Raw genomic sequence first — 17,990 nt, forward strand, 5'->3', positions numbered from 1 at the left:
GGTTAATCGAGATGAAACACTTCGGCCAGCGAATCTGATACTGGGCTGCTGTTGGGGTTTGTTGCCATCAGGTCGGCCATGTAGCGCCACCATCGTTGGCAGATCTCCGTTTGCGCAATGGCATCCCAGCGGGCTTCGTTTTCGATCTCAACATAGCCAAAAAGCTGGTGACGCAAGCGGTCGACGTAAATGGAATAGTTTGAAGCGCCGTGCTCTTTCAAGACATTCTCCAACTCCCTCCAAATCGGGGAATGGCGGCGCTGATATTCTTCCAATGCGTTCGCGTTAAGATGCATTAAGAAGGCTTTTCGCATGGTCGGGGCGTTATTTTATTGGCTGAGCCGATGACCTCCGGCGCTGCATCCCCAGCAACAGGCTCATTCCTCCAAGAATCATGGCCCACGTGCTGGGCTCGGGAATAGCGCTCAGGGTCACATCATTGTAGATCCCGTCGCCGTCTGCGTTGGATGCATAGTTTAACACGTATTCCGTGCCGTTGAGGGAAAAGATATATGAACTGCCGGAATCGGTGATGGTGTAAGTCGAGCCGCTTGTAAGGATGGAGGCGAAATAACCCTGGGTGATGCTTGAGGTCCCGATGTTATCAATGAGCGTTATGGAACTGCCCACGGTCAGACCGCTCAAGCTGGTAAGATCAAGTGCGCCTGCCAGAATCACATTGCCGCTGACTTTGATTGTGTCGAACGAACCTGCGGTCGATCCCGATACTTCCATCACCAGTTTGGCGCTGGAATCCATGGTGAGATTGCCGTTGATCGTGGTGCCTCCGATGCCGCTGCCCGGTGCCAAGGTGCCGCTCAAAGAGATGTTTCCGTTGATGATGCCCGCGCCTTGCAACAAGCCCGAGACATGAGTTTCGGCATTGACGACACCGCTGTTGCTTAACACGGCTCCGGCGGAAACGGTCAGCGAGGTTGCCGTGGTTGTGCCCGTCAAGGAGGTCGAACCGTTCTGGACCGTGACGGTGCTTGCATTATTGATGCCGCTGAGTTGGCTCGCGCCGGTGAGGGTGGTTGCGCCGAGATTCAAGCCGCTGCCGTTGATGGTGGCGCTGTTTACGGTGACATTGGCGGATACTGCGCCGCTGCCGCTCAAGACCTTGCCTTGCTGCACTGTTACGGCACTGGTGATGGTGCCGTTGTTCACGATGTTTCCATTAAAGGCGCTGGCGGAAGCCGTTGCCCCGGCATTGATGGTGACGTTGTTTCTAAAGATAAGGCTGCCGGAGATTGTTCCACTGTTCACCACGGTGCCGTTGACAGTGCCGTTGCCATTCAATACCGCAGCGCTGGAGATGTTCACGGCGCTATTGCCGAGTGATCCGTTGACGCCGAGGGTGCCGCCGGTGACGGACGTGGCGCCGGTGTAATAGTTGCTGCCGCTCAAGATGAGGTTCCCGCCCGAAACCACGAGGCTTGTGGCGCTTGACCCATCCTTGATGGTGCCGGAGAATGTTCCGCCGTTGGTTACCGTCAAAGCCGCCGTGTTGGTTCCGTTGTTGGTTACGATGTTGGCTCCGGTGCCAGTGCTGGAGAGGCCCGCAATCGTCTGGCTGTTCCCATTGAGGTTGAAGGTGCCGGTGCTGTTGTCCGCTCCGCCCAAGGTCAGCACGGTGTCCGTTGGCAGTGCGCCGTTGGCGTTTCCGTTGACCAAAATGCCGCCGCCGTAAACCCAGGTGGGGCCGCTGTAGGTATTAGTGGCCGCGAGGGTTGTGGTTCCGCCGGTGATATAGAGATCGGAGTTCGCACTGGAACCGCTGATTGTTCCCGTGACGGTGATGCCTTTGGAGCCGCCGTCCAACACCAGGATGGTCCCGTCTTTGATGAGCGATCCCGCTAATGTCAGCAAACCGCTGCCGCTGTTTCTGATGGTGTTGAGGCCGGTGCCCAGGGCGTAGATGTTTTTGTCGAGCGTGCCTGCTACGCCGTTGTATTGCAGGGTTCCGGAGCTGGTTGCCGCAACGCCGAGCGTTACCGTGTTGCCGGAGCCTAGGGATTGAGCCGCGGTCCCGCTGGCGACGGTTTGGAAGCCCAGCGTGCCATTTTGAACGCTGGTTGTTCCGCTATAGGTGTTAGCGCCGGACAGTAACCAATATCCGATGCCGCTTTTGACGATGGTTGTCGTTTTGGCGGCGGCCGGATCGGCGATCTGCAACCCGATGGTGTTATTCGCGGTGTTGGTGCCGGTGAGGGTGATGGTTCGATTAGCCGTTCCGGAACCGCTGATATTGTTTCCAATGGTGCCGCCGGTGTTTGAAAATATCAAAGCTCCGGTGCCTTCGTTGTCGATGGTGCCGGCGGTGTCGATGTACATTTGCCGGTTGGTTGTGGACCCAGTGCCTGTATAGACAAGAGAAGCAGTTTTTAGCTGCAAGGCCCAGCCATCGGTTGCTGCCATGCCGGTACTGCTGGCCACTCCTCCGTTATTGAGTGAATTGACCGCCACGGTGCCTCCCGTGATGACTAATGCTCCCGTGAACGTGTTGCTGCCGGTGAGGATCAGTGTGCCAGCACCGGTTTTGGTGAGGTTATAGGCACTCGCCGCGCCGATGATGCCGTCGATCACAAGGTTGCCGCTGATGACGTTCAAGTAACGGTTGGCGGTAAGCGTAATTCCGCCGGTTCCGAGATCCAACGTCCCTCCACCGTAGTAAAAATCACCAGCCCAAATTTGGGCGTTATTGGTGGCTAATGTAATGGAGGTTCCCGATGCGGTTGCCAGAGCGCCTCCGTTGATGGTCAGGGTGCCGGTTCCCAGTGCGTAGGCGTTACCGATGGTCAACTGCCCGACGTTGACGGTGACGCCGCCGGAGAAATTGTTGGCCCCGGAAAGGGTCCATGTTCCTGATCCATTTTTAACCAGCGATGTAGCCCCTCCGTTGTCCTGAATCTGTGCCGCCAGGCTGTTGGCGGTGGAGGTGCCTGTGAGTGTCAAGGTGCGGGTCCCGGTGCCAGACATCACCAAGGCCCCGGTGTTGGTGAAGGAGATGCCGCTGCCGGAGCCGTCGATGCCGCCGCCGTTGGTCGTCACGGTAAACAGGCGGTCGGTGGAAACGGCTGCACCGGTATATTGCAGGGTGCCGCCCGCAAGGACGAGGTTTGATGCTGCGGAAGTTGACGCGCCGATGCCGCTATTGACGCCACCGTTGGCTATCGACTGGGTGCTCAGCACGCCGGCGTTAATCGTTGTGGTTCCGGTATAGCTGTTGTTGCTATTCGTGAAAGCCCAGAAACCAGTTCCGTTCTTGACGATGCTCGTCGTTTTGCCAGTAGTGGGATCTCCAATTTTGAGGGCTACTGTGTTGGCTGCGGCATTGGTTCCGGTAAAAGTCAGCGTTTTATTTGCGGTTCCGGATGTGTCACCATTGTTGTCAATGACTCCCGAAGCATTGGAGAAAACCAAGGCGCCGGTGCCTTCATTGTCAATGATGCCTGCCGTATCAATATGAAGGCTGCGGTCGGTGGTGGATCCCGTTCCCGTGTAAACCAAGGCAGCTCCGTTTTTCAACTGAAGAGCCCAGCTTGCACCGCTTGAACTACCAATGCTGCTGGCCACGCCGCCGTTGGCGAGAGTGTTCACCACCAAGGTGCCCCCCGTGACAATCGTGGCAAATCCGTAGGTGTTCAGACCTGTCAATGTCAGCGTGCCGTTACCAGTTTTGCTGATGCCGTAGGTATTCGTCCCGCTGATGACGCCCCCGATCACCAGGTTCCCATTGGTTGTTGTGATGGTGACGGAGGTATTTGCCCCGCCTCCCGTGGCGATGGACACCGCGCCGGTTCCCAAATTGAGCGTTCCGGTTCCCGAGTAGGAAAAGCTGCCAGTCCATTTCTGGGCGTTGTTGGTGGCTAGGGTTACGGCACTCCCCGAAGTGTTGTTCAAGGTTCCGTTTGAGATCACCAAGGTCCCGGCTCCCAATGCGTAGGCGCTGTTGACAGCAAGTATGCCTTGAGAGAACGTTGTGGTTCCGCTGTAGCTATTGGAACCGGAAAGTACGAGCATGCCTGTGCCGCTCTTGGTCAGGGAGCTGGCTCCCAAACTATTATTGGAAATGTTTGCGCTGATCGTTGCTGCATCCGTATTGACGGTGATCGTGCTCGCTAGGTCGTTGGCCAGCTTCAGTGCGCCCGCAACGGTGTAACCGGTTGTCGAAAAAGTGATGTCATTGACCACGATGTCGGTCGAGGACGTCACCGTAATTCCGGTCGTCGATCCGAATACTGCGTTGTTGTTGTTGGTCCATACCGAGCTATTCCAGTTTGCATCCGCCAAGGTCCACGATCCGCTGGCTGCCGCATTATTCCATGTTTGCGCCGTTTGCGCTTGAAGACCGGCGGAGAGCAGCAAAGACCAAGATGCAGACAACGCCACAAGGGGAAGAATGTGTTTTTTTGGGGTAGGGGTATTCATGGGGTTTTCCGAATTTCCTTTTTCTGTAACTGGAACGTTCCAATTTGTCAATGGGTTCTTTTCGCGATTTGGTGCAGGTAAGGTTGAACGGATTTGAATATTGACAACTGGAACGTTCCATAAGATATTGGGTTTGCACGCTCGTGCATCCCCCTTTCTTTCCCCTCGTTCACTTATGCCGATCCCTTCCTCCGCGTCCGTTTCCCGTCAGCCTAAAGTTTACCATTGCGGAACGCTTACCTATACAAGCAGACACCTTTTTATCCTCTTTTTCTGGCTGCTGTGGGGGGACTTTTGCTACATGCTGATGGAGACGGTGACGCCCAGCATCATGCCGTTGAAATTTCGTTCCCTTGGCGCGTCGAACATGGAAATCGGACTGATTCTCGGGACGATTCCCGCGGTTGTTTACTCTATCCTAAACCCGATCATCAGTTTCAAGAGCGACCGCTATCGCAGCCCCCTCGGGCGGCGAATTCCGTTCATTCTTTATACTCTTCCGTTTCTGGTATGTTGCTTGATCTGTCTGGGTTTTGGTGACCGGATTGGGTACTGGCTTCACGCACATTTGCCGGGGGTGAACCGCCTTTCGCCCAACACATTAGCGATCTGGACCATCGGGGGGCTGATGGTGATGTTCACCTTTTTCAATACCTTTGTCACCTCGATCTTTTGGTATCTATTTAACGACGTTGTGCCGGACCACCTGCTAGCGCGTTTTATGTCGTGGTTTCGCATGATTTCCATGCTCTCGACGACGCTCTATAATTTTTGCATATTCCGTTTTGCCAACACGCATACAACGGAAATTCTCGTGGGAGCCGCTGTGCTTTATTTCGTTGGATTTGGGCTGATGTGCCGCAATATTCGCGAGGGGGAGTACCCGCCGCCGCCCCCGTATGTTGACGGTGAAACGGGGCCGTTCTCAGCGATGAAAACGTATGCAAAGGAGTGCCTGACGATACGGCATTACTGGTATCAATGGATCGCGTCGTTCTTATATGCCTTGGCGACGGGAATTGGAACCTTCGGCCTGTTCTTTAATCTCGCGATCGGTCTCGATTTGGAGAAAATCGGTTACATCAACGGTTGCAATAATCTGCTGACCGCCGTTCTTGTTTTGGGAACCGGCTGGCTGGCCGATCGATACCATCCATTCCGGGTGGTCATCGGGGGCCTCTGCTTTGATCTGTTTCTGGCGCTTCCGATAACAATGATCTGGATTTTTTGGCATCCCTCGGGGCAGGTGGCGTTTTGGGTGGCATTGGCCATCAGCCTCGGGCTTTCCGCGCCGTACCAGGCCATGTGGGCCATGTCGGACCCACCTCTTTTGATGCGCCTTTTCCCTCGGGAGCGGTATGGTCAATTCTGCTCGACCAACGCGATTTGGCGCTCCATGGGCAATGTGATTGGCGGGGGATTGGCGGGCGGTTTCCTCGACTTGGTGGGGCATTGGGTCGGCAAAGAACAGTCTTACTTTTACATTCCCGTGTGGCTTCTTTTATTTAAAATTCCTACGTTGTTTTGCTTTCTTAAACTATTCAAAAGCTGGAAGCACCTCGGGGGCGATGATGCTTATAAACCGCCGATGATTGCTTCAAAAGAAACCTCCGGTAGCGCTGCTGAAACCGTACCTGGAAGATGTTGATGAAGGAGCATTTTAAAACTAAAATTCCTTTGCCATGAAGCCCCCAAATTTTGCCTCGGAACCAATGGGTCACGACCATCGGGGGTCGGCCCTGGTCATTATCCTTTCCGCGCTCATACTCGTTTCGGCACTCGTGGTTGCCTATATCTCGCAAAGCACGCTCAGCCGCAGCGTTTCGTTTTCAAGTGCTGGTCAATACAGTGCCGAATGTGTGGCGCAGACCGGGCTCGATACGATTGTGGGCGATCTCAAGGACGAGATCATCGCGGGCTCTACGGCATCCTCCACCAATTCGGTGGTCATTTACCTGCCCAACAGTAATTTCACGGCGACGCCCTGCCGCGTTGCGGATGACGGGTTCGCCAACGTCGTCAAACGCAGCGCCAGCGGCGAAGCGTTTTGGAAGGGCTCGTCTTTTGGTGCTTTGCCATCGGCTCCATTACGGGCCTTTGAAGGAAGCAGCACGGGAAGCGCCTCAGCCAATGGCCGCTTTATTGCCGCGGATCGATGGAATGCACCCTACCTGCTTTCCGGATCGACCGCGCCGAGCGGTTTCGTCTCGCCCGATTGGATCGTGGTGACGCGCGGAGGTGTCGTCAGCGGGAGCCTTCCGGTCATGACTGAACTTTCGAATAAGGACGTTTCCAATAACAAATTTGCGGTGGGGCGCTTCGCCTACATGATTTACGACGAAGGGGGGCTGTTGGACGTGAACGTGGCGGGTTATCCCGCCGGTTCCAGCAGCGATTTTACGTCCCGCCGGGGCGTGTTGCCGCAAGTTGGATTGGAGAACCTCACGGGCATGAGCGCTGCGGGGGCCTCCGCCCTTGTGAACTGGCGCAACCAAGGCAGCGTGGGCAATTATGCCAATTATGTGCTTTCCGATACCACTGGATTCGCATTGGTGGCCAGTGGAGATCAGCTCTTTGTCAGCCGCCAGGATCTCATTACCTACACAAAGAAGAACCCTGGCCAGATGTCGACGGATGCCTTGCCATATTTGGGAACTTTTACCCGGGAGCTCAACGCGCCGACCTTCATCCCGGTTTACTCATCTACAGTTCAGTCGGGCTATCCCGCTTATGGCCAAGATGCCAATATTAATCCGAACCTGATCAACACGCGGATTACCAAGACGTTCACCCGGGATAGTGATGGTACGACCGCGAATATTGGGGAGCCGTTCCTAAAATACCGTTTCCCATTAAGCCGCCTTGCGTTGATTACCGACAGTGCTACGGCAACTGGAACGAGCACGGATATCTATAAATATTTCGGCTTGGAGCGGTCCTCCGCAACCCAGCCTTGGATTTACCGCTCCGGAGCCAGTCAAATTATGACGCTTGCGCAGATCGCCGCTTCGGGGCGCGAACCGGATTTCTTCGAATTGCTGCAAGCGGGTATCAAGCTCGGATCGCTGGGGCAGGGGGCCAGAACCTCCATTTCGCGTGGGAGCAGTTCAGGCTCCAAATCCCCGCTGGATACGAGCGCGTATTATCAAATCATTCAAATCGGCGCCAATCTCATCGACCAATACGATACCGATTCCTACCCCACGTGGATCCGCTTTAATGGCACCAATTTCTATGGTATTGAAAATCTGCCCTATATCGAACGGGTATGGGAAACCTCCTACACCATTTCTACCAGCGGTTCCACCACCACCTATGGCCTGTGGTATCAACCGCAGGTGTGGAATCCGCATAACCAGTCCATCGGAACTGGTGGAACAAAGCCTACCCAGTTTGCCTTTTGCAGTAGCGGAACGGCCTCCGCTGCCCTCCAGATCGTTGCCACCACCTCAACGACAACGACCGTCAGTTCCGCACCCCGGGATCTCCAAACCTCCGGAACCATTACCTTTAACGACAGCTCGTCATTCACCTCTCCGACGTATCTGGACAGTTCCAATGCCAGCGGCGGCGAATCGGTTTACAACAATCACATCGGCATCCGCGTCAATACCATAACGATCTCCAACCCCGTCCCCTCCGGTTCCTATCGGATGTACGCTATACCGACATCTGTTACCCACCAACTGCTGTACCAAAAAGCTGGGGCGTGGTACCCCTATTGTGAAATCAAGAACTTGCACGCGGGCGGTGTGACCAGAGACCCCAGGAACTCCTATCTCAACAGTGTTTTTGAATTACGGCCTGACCCCCGCACCGACCGCTTCGGGGTATTCGAAACCTTCCTCGGCAGCGGTGAAACGATGACGCAGACCATCCGGCCTAATGCCGGTAATGGCAAATCCATTCCACAAAGCGGAGGCGGCTTATATTCCGGCAGTTCCGATGGCTGGTACAATTCCGCATCGGACGGGAATCCCTACATGGGGTGCCTTAGCGACAACAAAGGCGTTCTCAAATATGCCGATCCGGACGGAGTTATTCGCCTGGCAGACGGGGCCTATACTAATGGAGCCACCAGTTCCGGCGGCTACCCCCTTTCCAAAGACACGAGTTCGCTGCCAATCATCCTCAACCGGCCTTTTCGATCCGTGGCAGAGATGGGTTACGCTTTTCGCGATCAACCGTGGAAACACATCGACTTTTGCACCGCCAATAGCGGCGATGCCGCATTGCTCGATCTATTTTGCCTCAACGAATCCCCGCGCCCTGCGAACACCGCAGTCTCCACCGATCCGGTGCCGATCGCGGGGAGGCTGAACCTCAATACGCAACAACGCGCCGTTCTCAAAGCCGTAATCAAGGGCGTAATCAAAACCGAGGAAACGAACGACACCGTTGCCGACACTGATGCGGACACACTCGCGGGAACGTTGGTCGCGTTGACTAGTTCCAGCAACACGCTGAAAGGCCCTTTGCTTAACCGCGCAGAGCTTGTTACAAAATGGATCGGCGACACTGCGGCGATTCCCGCTACTTCGCAGGATTCCATTATCAAGCGCCGCAGGGAAGCGGCCATCCGAGCTTTGGCTGATGTCGGCAACACCCGCACATGGAATCTCCTCATCGACATGATTGCACAAAGCGGCCGCTATCCATCCAACGCGGCCTCGATTGATCAATTCAATGTCGCCGGAGAAAAGCGGTACTGGTTGCATGTTGCCATCGACCGCTATACCGGCAAAGTCATCGCCAAGTATCTCGAACCCGTTTATGAGTAAGCTTCCCGTATTCCCCTGCCTTCTCATGGTATGGAGTGCAACGTTTCATGCAGAAGCCCAGCAAACGCCGGAACCCGCCCCGCCTTATGTCAGAAACGCGCCGGGCATGGCGTCGTGGAAGATCACGGTTTCCCGATGCAAATCGGCTTCGCCAGAGGCTGAAAGCGGAGAGATCGCAGCGAGGGAAATTGATGTCATAAAAACAGCCACCATTCGTCACGAACTCGTTTTCTCCGGTTCGGGACAAACCTCCGAGCGTTGGTTTTGCTCTGGAATCGTTCTATTGACTGGCAGCGGGAGCTCCATTCTTGTGGCCGATAGCCGGGATGAGAACGTGAAGCAAATGGTTCCCAACTATGCGGCGTCCGATTTTCCCGAACTTCTCTGGATTGTCCGATCGTGCTATGCCGGGGTGCAAAAATTTGGTGCCGCGGTTTGCTATTACTACGCGGAACCCTCGGGAGTGCGGCAAGCGTGGATCGATCGCACGACCGGGATGCCGGTTGCTTATTGCGCCGGAGGTATTCTCCAAAACTATCTATTCCAGGAACCGCCGGCACGGCTCCTTGAGCTTCCCATTCCCGTTCAAAAAGCGCTCAAGGATTTTAACGCGGCCCGGGACCTCTCCCATCACGAGGCGAAATATAATTAGGCTGCCGCAACCTATCCATTCTGCTCAATCGGGAGACCGGGCGTGCCTATGGCGCCTCGGTTTTCCCCGCCGCAACATCTTTTAAGAAATCCGATCGGCCCTGGAGTTTCCAATCCGGAAGTTCGCTTGAAAAGACGGCAATCGGAGCATCTCCAACCTTAAATCCAGGCTTGCTCTGTTCGTATGCGATGGCGTTCAGGCGCCAGTCGTTTGCTGCGGTGACTTTCTTGAAACCGGTGACGGTCACCGGCTCAATGGCCGCGTTTGCTTGCAGATTTTCCACTTCCCGGCGGTGGTTCCATAAAACAATGGAATAGCGCTTTTCCTTCGCCGCATTGGGCCGAATATCCTCCAGCACATAAGCTTCGACATTTTGCGCGGGTTCACAAAGGCCGACGAGCTTTCGTCCCTTCATGGCGTCCACGGAAAACACATAGGAAAGCAGCCGTAGCTTTGGATTCCAATCAATGTCGAACAGGCCCCACGCCTTGGTGTACCCATTCTCGCAAAAATCTTTCGCGATAAAGAAATCGACCCGTCTCATATCATAGAGAAAGAAACAACGGGCAAAGGCTTTGATGTTGTCATACGGGTAGGGGCCCTCGCCCCATTGCTCGGAGTCCAGCAGCGGCTTGGTGCTGTTGACCTTAGCCATTTCCCGGCGCATGAAAGCGGGAAAGTCCTTCGAGGCAAGATGCGAGGTATGGTGAATCGAATACGCGTCCGTATATTGATCGATTCCAAGTTCCATGCACTTGTCCACAAAGCGCCGTCCCCCGGTCGGGCCTCCCTTTTCATCGTCGCGGGAATAAGTTGCGGCAAATGCCACGGTCTTTATTTCCGGGGCCGCTTCGTCGACAACTTTTCTCAAAATCTGCATTTCGTCGACATACATTTCGGGCGTGCTTTTGCGCCACCAAGTGTCGGGCGCATCCACTTCGTTGCCAAGTTCCACATAATGCACCCCCTTGCCTTTATAGCGTTCAATCAACTCGCGAAGATAGGCTTCATATTGTGGTTTGAATTCCGGTTTGACGGCGGACACAATATGGTTGCCCACGGTGTATTTCGACGGGGGATAGCCCACCGTGAGGAGATGGGTTTGGCCATACTTTAGCGCAGAGGCTATTTGATAATCCAAGTCGGCAAAATCAAGCTTGGCAGGATCTCCGGAGGGAGCGAGCCGGTGCCAGCACGATTCGGCTGTGCGGAAACTGTCTACCCCGGCCCGGGCCAGCAAATTGTAGGCAAATTCGTATTTTTCCTTTTCCGCACCCCGCGCTACAACAACAAAAGGGCGCTCCATCCCATGCAGTCCGAATTCGGTGATTTCAGGAAAGTGGGAGTCGGCGGTCGGTAGCGGCCGGGTTTTGATTTTCCTCAACACTTCTTCGGCAGCCCGAGGCCCCACTTCTTCGTAGGTTGACGCGATCACTTTTTCGTAAAATGCGCGGTCCAGTTTCTTTCGGTATTCTTCCGGCGTCATTTGTTTCATCAACTCCGCCCAAGTTGGCTGAGGAGAGCCGGTGGGATGATTGCCCGTGGGGATGGCCGTTAAATCATCCGTCAGCAAAATTGCATCCAAATAAGCGACATATCGACCATCTTTGGCTCGGGGGGCCTTGACGAGAAGCCGCAGCGTATGATCTTTGCTATCCAACGTCAGGGGCCCTGCGGGGATCCAGCCGAATACATTGAACGGCGGATTGCCATACCCGCTGCCCATCGAAGCGATGCCCTTCAGCGATACCGGGGCCCCTCCGTCGATGGAATAACAAAAGGGGCTGGTACCGTCTCCCGTTTGTGACGACGCGGCGATCCAAAGGTTGTATTTTCCCGCGCGAGGCACGCGCAATTTGTAGTCGGCGAAATAGGGAGGCTTCGCTACGAACTGGGCATCGCGCTTTATTTCCAGGCGCATCAGCATGGCCCCTGAAACTCCATTGCTGCCGCTGCTGACGCAAATGGCGTTGGGAAAATTCGTTGCCGTGAAGTCCTCCGCTTCCATCCATGCTGTCGCCGCGGGAGAGGTCTCTTCTGGCCCGACCACGAGATCATCAAACTCCGCCTGCCCATTGGTTTGCAGGAGGACATAATGTGTTTTGGCTTCGTATGAGAACGGTTTTCCGTCAATGACCGGAACCCCGTTGATCGAGAGCGTCAAGCTTCTACCGCTGGTCTCATTGACGTCGAAAACCATGCGGTATTTTTCGGAAGCGGATACCTTCCCGCTTCCGATGATTTGCTTGGGTTGATTGACGTTGTTCCATGCCGTCCATGTTCCGTTTGGTTGAATAATGATCGAAAGCCCGGCGGCGGAATCCGGCCATTCACCACGCTGGAAAGGAGCCCACTGAACGGCGGCCCAGTTGCTAAGCGGGCGGACTGTAACGGCCGCATGATAGTGCCGCCCCAGATTGTCAAAGTTCCGGTCCAGGCAAAGCGAAGCGGGGCCTTTATTGGAGCCCGCGTTGGTTATGGCCAGCGCATTATTTTCAATCCTAAACCGGTCTGAGGCCGTTCCGCCTGGCGCGACAACCGTTGTCATGCGGTAGGACGCCGACCCCGTCGCTCCGCTTTGGCGCTGAGCTGGCTGGCTATTGAAATCGGCGGTATCCGGGACATTGAAATTGTCGAAGAACGCGGGTTCGCCGAAGGCGCCAAGCGAAAGTGAGCAGGCAATAGCAAATGTGAAAGGAAGGAGGCGGGGAGTCATATGCGGAAGGTTGGTGTTTTTGTCGCCCGGCGGAAATTCGGCCAGCGATCCTACGGTTTTGAGAAATGGCTATTTGTATTTTTCGTCGCGGGTAACGGCAGGAAAGTTGTCGGTGCGGAAGGGCGACGCCGGAAGGCCCGCGCTGCTGTAAAGATTGAGGGTGGGATTATCGGCCCATCCGTAGCGTACGGCGGTGGGCGAGGGGATGGTGTCGGACCACACGATGACGCTGTCGCCGTCGATTTTCGCATCAGCCCAGCTCCATTTCTCATCGGTGCCGAAAATGGCGAAACCCTCCAGGTCGCTCGCGGGGCTATTCCGCACATTTGGCGCCGTTTTGTTATCCTTGCTTGTGACCATGTAGGTGGCGGGAACGGGTGGCGCGGCCAGCCCTCCATCAGCATTTTTGAAAGTGATGCGGATTTTGCTTCCCTCAATTTTGTAGGCGTCAAAGACAGGACCGGAGCAAGGAACTTTTTTCCCGTAATCGTTGGCGAGGGCAATCGCGGCAAGGCGCTTACCGACGGCCTCTTTGTTTCGGGGGTGGATGTCGTCGGAATCTCCCAGATCAATGAGAACCGCTTCGCCTGTGCGGGGCAGTTTGAGCGCCTGGGATTGAGCCTCGCGAAGTTCTGCCCACGCGCTTTGGCCGGGAGCCGGTTTTTTAGGCTGGTGATTGGCAAGTTGGCAAAAATAAAAGGGGAAATTGCCCTGTCCCCAGTGGTTGCGCCAGTCGGTAATCATCAGCGGGAAGGCCGTGCGGTATTGCCAGGCGCGTCCGGCATTGGATTCGCCCTGGTACCAAATCACACCGCTTATGGCGTAGGGAATGATCGGGGCGATCATTCCGTTGAAGAGATGTGACGCGATGCGATGGGGTTGGGGCGGGGCTGGCGGTGGCTGGGGTATGGCACTGAGTTGTGTGGAATCGAGAGATGGTAAAGCGAATTCTTGTTTGGCAAGCCATTCACCGGTGACCGGTTTTTCGTCGACCTTGACGACGCTGGGAAACCGGGCCGCGCCTCCGGGAGCAAAGACCCGGATGGCGAGGATGTTTTTGCCCATTTTCACTTTCGTAACCGGCACTCCGTATTTGTGGATGAACCCACTGCCTGGATAAGTATAGTAATCCAGCGATGCGAGGAGTTCTCCGTTCCAATAGACGCTCTCGAATCCTTCGATGCTCCCGAGATCTAACCCCAGCGGACCGATGCTGGGTTGAGAGCGTTCTATTTCCGTGCGAAGCCAGACGGCCCCGTCTCCGGTGAAATTCGCTCCGGTGATGTTCCCCGGGATTTTCACTTTTTGCCAATCCTGGGCGCCTGTTTCCGAGGTGGCAAAGTCGCCGGGCATGAAGGGGTGATCTTCGCGTCTTGTCTCTTTTAACCAAACGCCAAAGGCATCCACCCATTTCTTGTGCATGGAGGGATAGCTTCTAATTTGCGCGAAAACCTTCTCTTTGGCATCTTTGAGGTCTGGCACCGAATCCATTGCGGCTTCGCTGGTCCAGGCTTCGGAATGGGTGCCGCCCCAGCAGGAGAGAATGAGACCGACGGGCACCTTGAGCTCTGTTTGCAAGGTCTTGCCAAAGTAATAACCGACGGCAGTGAAGTTGCGGGAGGTTTCAGGTGATGCCGTTATCCAGCGGCCTTCGCAATCCTCCAATGGCGTGATGGACGTCGACTTTTTAACATAGAATTGTCGCAAGAGAGGGTTCGCGGAATTGGCAATTTCCCTATCCCCTCCGAGGGTGTTGACCAGGATCCATTCCATGTTCGATTGGCCGGAGGCAATCCACACCTCGCCGACCACGACATCGGCAATTCGAATTTGGTTTTTGCCGGTGACGGTCATCTCAAAAGGACCCTGAGGCGACTGGGCCAGGTTGAGCGTCGCTTTCCATTTTCCATCCATCCCCGCAATCGCCCGGACGGTCTGTTCGCCCAATTGTACGGAAACTTCCTCTCCGGAAGCAGCCTTGCCCCAGATGGGAACCTTGGCATCCCTTTTTAAGACCATGTGGTTGGAGATGATCGCGGGAAGCGTAACGTCGGCCCGGCAGAGCGGCAGCGGCAGGAAGGCGGCTATCGCGGAGATGAGCGTTGTATTTTTCATCGAAAGGACGATCTTGGCAAAGAACCGGCGTGCGCCAAACGGATGAAGTTTTGCTTAATCCACTGGCTCGACTAGAAGATCGTCAAATTCAGTTTGGCCTACGGACTGAAGCATCACAAAACGCTTTGCTGAATCGTACGAAAATGCTTTTCGATCGACGACTTTGGTCCCGTTGATCGTAACGGTTACGAACCGCCCCGCGGTCTCGTCTACATCGAACTCCACTCGGTATTGCTCTGCTCCCGCGGCTTTCCCAGATCCGATCAATTGCTTGGGCTTATCGGTATTATTCCATAAGTTCCAAGCGCCGTTTGGCGAGATGATCAGCGAGAGTCCGGAGGAAGTATCGGGCCAGTCGCCTTTCTGGACCGGCGTTAATTGGATTCCAGCCCAAGAAGTCAGAGGGTGGGCAGTTACTGCTACGCGGTAGCGTTTCCCAAGATTGTCAAAATTGCGGTCCGGGCAAACCGAAACGGGCGCCTTTTTCCCACCGGCATTGGTAAGCGAAAGCACATTCTTTTCGATCTTGATCTGGTCGTCTTGAATTCCGCTCGGAACCATCAGCGTGACGATGCGGTAAGGTACGGGGCTCTCGGAGCCGCTCTGGCGCAGGTCGCGCTGGGTATTGATGTCCGCTGAATCCGGGGAATTAAAGTTGTCCGAAAACGCGGGGCCACCGAGGGCATTGAGGGAAAGGGCTAAGGCAAGGCCAAAGGCGCAGGGGATGATACGAGTTTTCATAGGTTAGTTTCCGATGAGGTAAAAGTCCGATACTTCCAGTTGGTTTTGATTTTCCCGGCTATTAAAGCCAATGGAGATCTTTTTCACTTGCCGCCCCAGTGAAGCCGCATCCACAGCCATTTCCCCTGAGGGCACTACGACAAAGCTGTCCAGCGGTGCATAGGCCACGTGCCACTTTCCGTCGGCGGGGAATAGCTGATAGTTGAAGGTCGACTGCTTTTCCTGGCTGTTCCAGGTGATGACTCTTGGAGTTCCCTGCTTCATCATGCGGGCTCGGATCAACACGCCGGTGACCCGTTCCAGCTTTGCTTCCTGCGGGATGGTGAACTGGGGGTAGGCCCAGCGGTCGCCGCCCGCGAATTGGGCGCTGAACCCCCATTGTGCTTCGGGAGAGTGTTCGAAATGCAGGGTAGCGTTTGGCGTGGCGTTTTTCCTCCAGCGATGCTCTTCGCCCAACGGCAGCGCAAACTGATAGCTATATTTTTTGAGGTAGTCATCCAAACCCTGGACAAACATGAAGCGCATCACCGAAGGCGGGATTTTGCCGCTCACATCGGGGGATGACGGGACGACCTCCAGCAACCGGGTTTCCTCACCGGCAGGGAAACGTGAGAAATCGACTTCAGCTTGCAATTCCAGGCTGCCATTGGCGGGGATTTTGGCGGAAACCGTGCCCAGCAGACCGCCCGGGGAACGGTCCCCTTCCTTGCGATATTCGAGCTTTACGTTGTGTTCCACTGAGTCGAGATTGGCCGCCAGCACGGGGACGCTTAGCTTGCCCGGAGCGCTCTCTACACGGTAGCCACGTGTGTCGGGCGAAACCGCAGCGTTTTTCATCTGCGGCTTCAAGACGATCGGGCTTGGCTTTGCCGCGCGCGGCGCTTCCTTATGGCTGATTTTGGCGAGTTTAAAGGTAATGGAGTCGGTGCTAATCAGCGGGCGCACGGTATCGATCTGTGCTGTGGCAAATCCAAGACCGTCTGGTACCGGCACGGCGGCATCCGGTTTCAATGAGCGTCCGTCGGCTCCGTAGACCGCCCTGGGCACAAACGGCAAGGGCACCGTCGCGCTCGGGTCAACATTTGTTCCCAGAAAGACCAGGACCGCATCTCCCTTTTTGGGTGCGAAAACTTGCGCGCAAATTTTCCCGTCGGCACCGGTGATGTCGCCGATATAGGTTTTGTTTGAGAGAAGGCTGACCGTGGCGGCATAGGCTGCCATGCTGCGGGTCGGCGTTTCTAGTGAGTCCATCATGCCGAAGTTGTTCAATTCGCGTTCGGTGTAGTCGACATAGACAAAGGGAAAGACGCGCTCTATGCCGCAGGCCTTGGCCTGAATGGCATTGCCGGCGATTTTCATGGCGGAGGTCTGAATTTGCTTCAGCTTCGGACGGCTTTGCTTTGGCCCGCTCCAGTAGGCGCCGGACTCCGTCAGCCAGAGCGGCATGGCCTCGCGGTTGTTTGCTTTTAACCAGTGGCGGAATACCGATATATGCCGCGGCAAATCCTGCGGTTCGCCGTAGTAATGGAAAGAGATGAAGTCTGATGCTTCGAGGAGGCCGTTCTTTGCGGCGAGATCGAGATATAGCTGCGCCATATAGGCGAAGACGCCTCCGCCGAGCGGTGTTTGCACCCCGGAATTGCGAAGCGCGTAGCGCATTGTCCATGCCCAGTAGGCATATTGATCGGCGGGGGCATTTTGCAAATCCGGTTCATTCCAGGCTTCGATGGCTCCCCATGTGGAGGCCCATTTTTGTGAGATAACTTTCCAGTCCTGAACCGAACGCACCACATCATCCGGCGCGGGGCCTTTTCCTACGCCGTTCCACAAATATGCCGCCGGAGATTCATGGGCCAATTCCAGGAGCGGCAGATCGTACTTTGCGTAAAGGCGGCGGGTTTCTCCAAACGCACGATCCTTTTCCCAGTCCCATGTTTCATCTTCCTGCTTTAGCTTGGGCCAGGCCATACGTTCCCGCACCATGGCGATTCCGCTTCGTTTTAGAATGCGAATCAGCGGTTCCCGTTGCGGTACGGGAGCAAGCCATGAAAGAGCGGCGTCCATTCCAAAGAAAGGATCCGGCTTGCCTTCGTATTTCGAGATAGCTAATAGGCCGAAATGCCGCTTCGCGTCTGGAAAATCGAGATCGTAATAGCCTGCCTTCAGCTTCACGGGCACGAACCATTCGCCCAACCGCGCTTCGGCCTGCCCTTTCGCGACCTCTTTGCCTTGGTAATCGGTCAGCACATAAGCCCCACCGGGCTGATAATTGGCTGGAACGTGAATTTCGGCTTCTTGGTCCGGCTGAATAAAGAATTGCTCTATCTCAGGAAACATCTCGCCATGGCTCGATGCGCAAAGGAACGCTGAAAACAGGAATGCAAAAAACGCTTGGCTTGATCGGCGGACAAAAGCGCTGTGGGTATAAGGATTCATAGAGGGGAAGGCAAAGAGGGGGAAGATGAATAGAAATTACTGGAACGTTCCCATAAATGCAACTTTTTTTTGGCCTTTGGAGAATATAGGGCACCCCCGGTTTCCAGAGGTGACCTAT

9 protein-coding genes are annotated in these 17,990 nt (G+C 55.3%); 3 read left to right on the top strand and 6 right to left on the bottom strand.

Annotation, left to right across the window (positions count from 1 at the left end):
• Nucleotides 1–2: 2 nt before the first annotated feature.
• Nucleotides 3–314, bottom strand: a complete 312-nt coding sequence (gene rhaM, locus B2828_RS07070) for an L-rhamnose mutarotase (RefSeq protein ID WP_479633000.1) — start codon at nt 312–314, stop codon at nt 3–5.
• A gap of 10 nt (nt 315–324) precedes the next feature.
• Nucleotides 325–4,431: a beta strand repeat-containing protein gene (locus B2828_RS07075; RefSeq protein ID WP_479633001.1), complete on the bottom strand. Its 4,107-nt coding sequence runs from the start codon at nt 4,429–4,431 to the stop codon at nt 325–327.
• A 175-nt stretch (nt 4,432–4,606) separates the two neighbouring features.
• On the opposite strand from B2828_RS07075, the gene B2828_RS07080 reads away from it, so the two are divergent.
• Genes B2828_RS07080 through B2828_RS07090 form a run of 3 tightly spaced genes read left to right on the top strand, consistent with a single transcriptional unit; the run spans nt 4,607 to nt 9,864 of the window.
• Nucleotides 4,607–6,079 carry an MFS transporter gene (locus tag B2828_RS07080; RefSeq protein WP_479633002.1) on the top strand — a complete coding sequence of 491 codons (1,473 nt, stop codon included), beginning with the start codon at nt 4,607–4,609 and terminating at the stop codon, nt 6,077–6,079.
• A gap of 34 nt (nt 6,080–6,113) precedes the next feature.
• Nucleotides 6,114–9,212 (top strand): hypothetical protein, encoded by a 3,099-nt coding sequence (locus B2828_RS07085; protein ID WP_479633003.1) that lies wholly within the window; start codon nt 6,114–6,116, stop codon nt 9,210–9,212.
• A complete protein-coding gene (locus B2828_RS07090; protein WP_479633004.1) occupies nt 9,148–9,864 on the top strand; it encodes a hypothetical protein in 717 nt (238 codons plus the stop codon). The genes B2828_RS07085 and B2828_RS07090 overlap by 65 nt, the downstream gene beginning before the upstream one ends.
• A 46-nt stretch (nt 9,865–9,910) precedes the next feature.
• Here B2828_RS07090 and B2828_RS07095 read toward each other — a convergent pair whose 3' ends face one another.
• From B2828_RS07095 to B2828_RS07110, 4 genes are all read right to left on the bottom strand, one after another.
• Nucleotides 9,911–12,580, bottom strand: a complete 2,670-nt coding sequence (locus B2828_RS07095; RefSeq protein ID WP_479633005.1) for a hypothetical protein — start codon at nt 12,578–12,580, stop codon at nt 9,911–9,913.
• A gap of 69 nt (nt 12,581–12,649) precedes the next feature.
• Nucleotides 12,650–14,695, bottom strand: coding sequence for a sialate O-acetylesterase (locus B2828_RS07100; protein ID WP_479633006.1), 2,046 nt, complete (start codon nt 14,693–14,695; stop codon nt 12,650–12,652).
• A 54-nt stretch (nt 14,696–14,749) separates the two neighbouring features.
• The gene (locus tag B2828_RS07105) at nt 14,750–15,436 is read right to left on the bottom strand and encodes a hypothetical protein (protein WP_479633007.1); all 687 of its coding nucleotides are present in this window, start codon (nt 15,434–15,436) and stop codon (nt 14,750–14,752) included.
• Between the two features lie 3 nt (nt 15,437–15,439).
• Entirely contained in the window at nt 15,440–17,872 is a 2,433-nt protein-coding gene (locus tag B2828_RS07110) for a hypothetical protein (protein ID WP_479633008.1), read from the bottom strand.
• Between the last annotated feature and the right edge of the window lie 118 nt (nt 17,873–17,990).

The sequence above is a fragment of the Spartobacteria bacterium UBA695 genome (genome assembly GCA_002298145.1).
Lineage (GTDB): Bacteria > Verrucomicrobiota > Verrucomicrobiia > Chthoniobacterales > Chthoniobacteraceae > UBA695.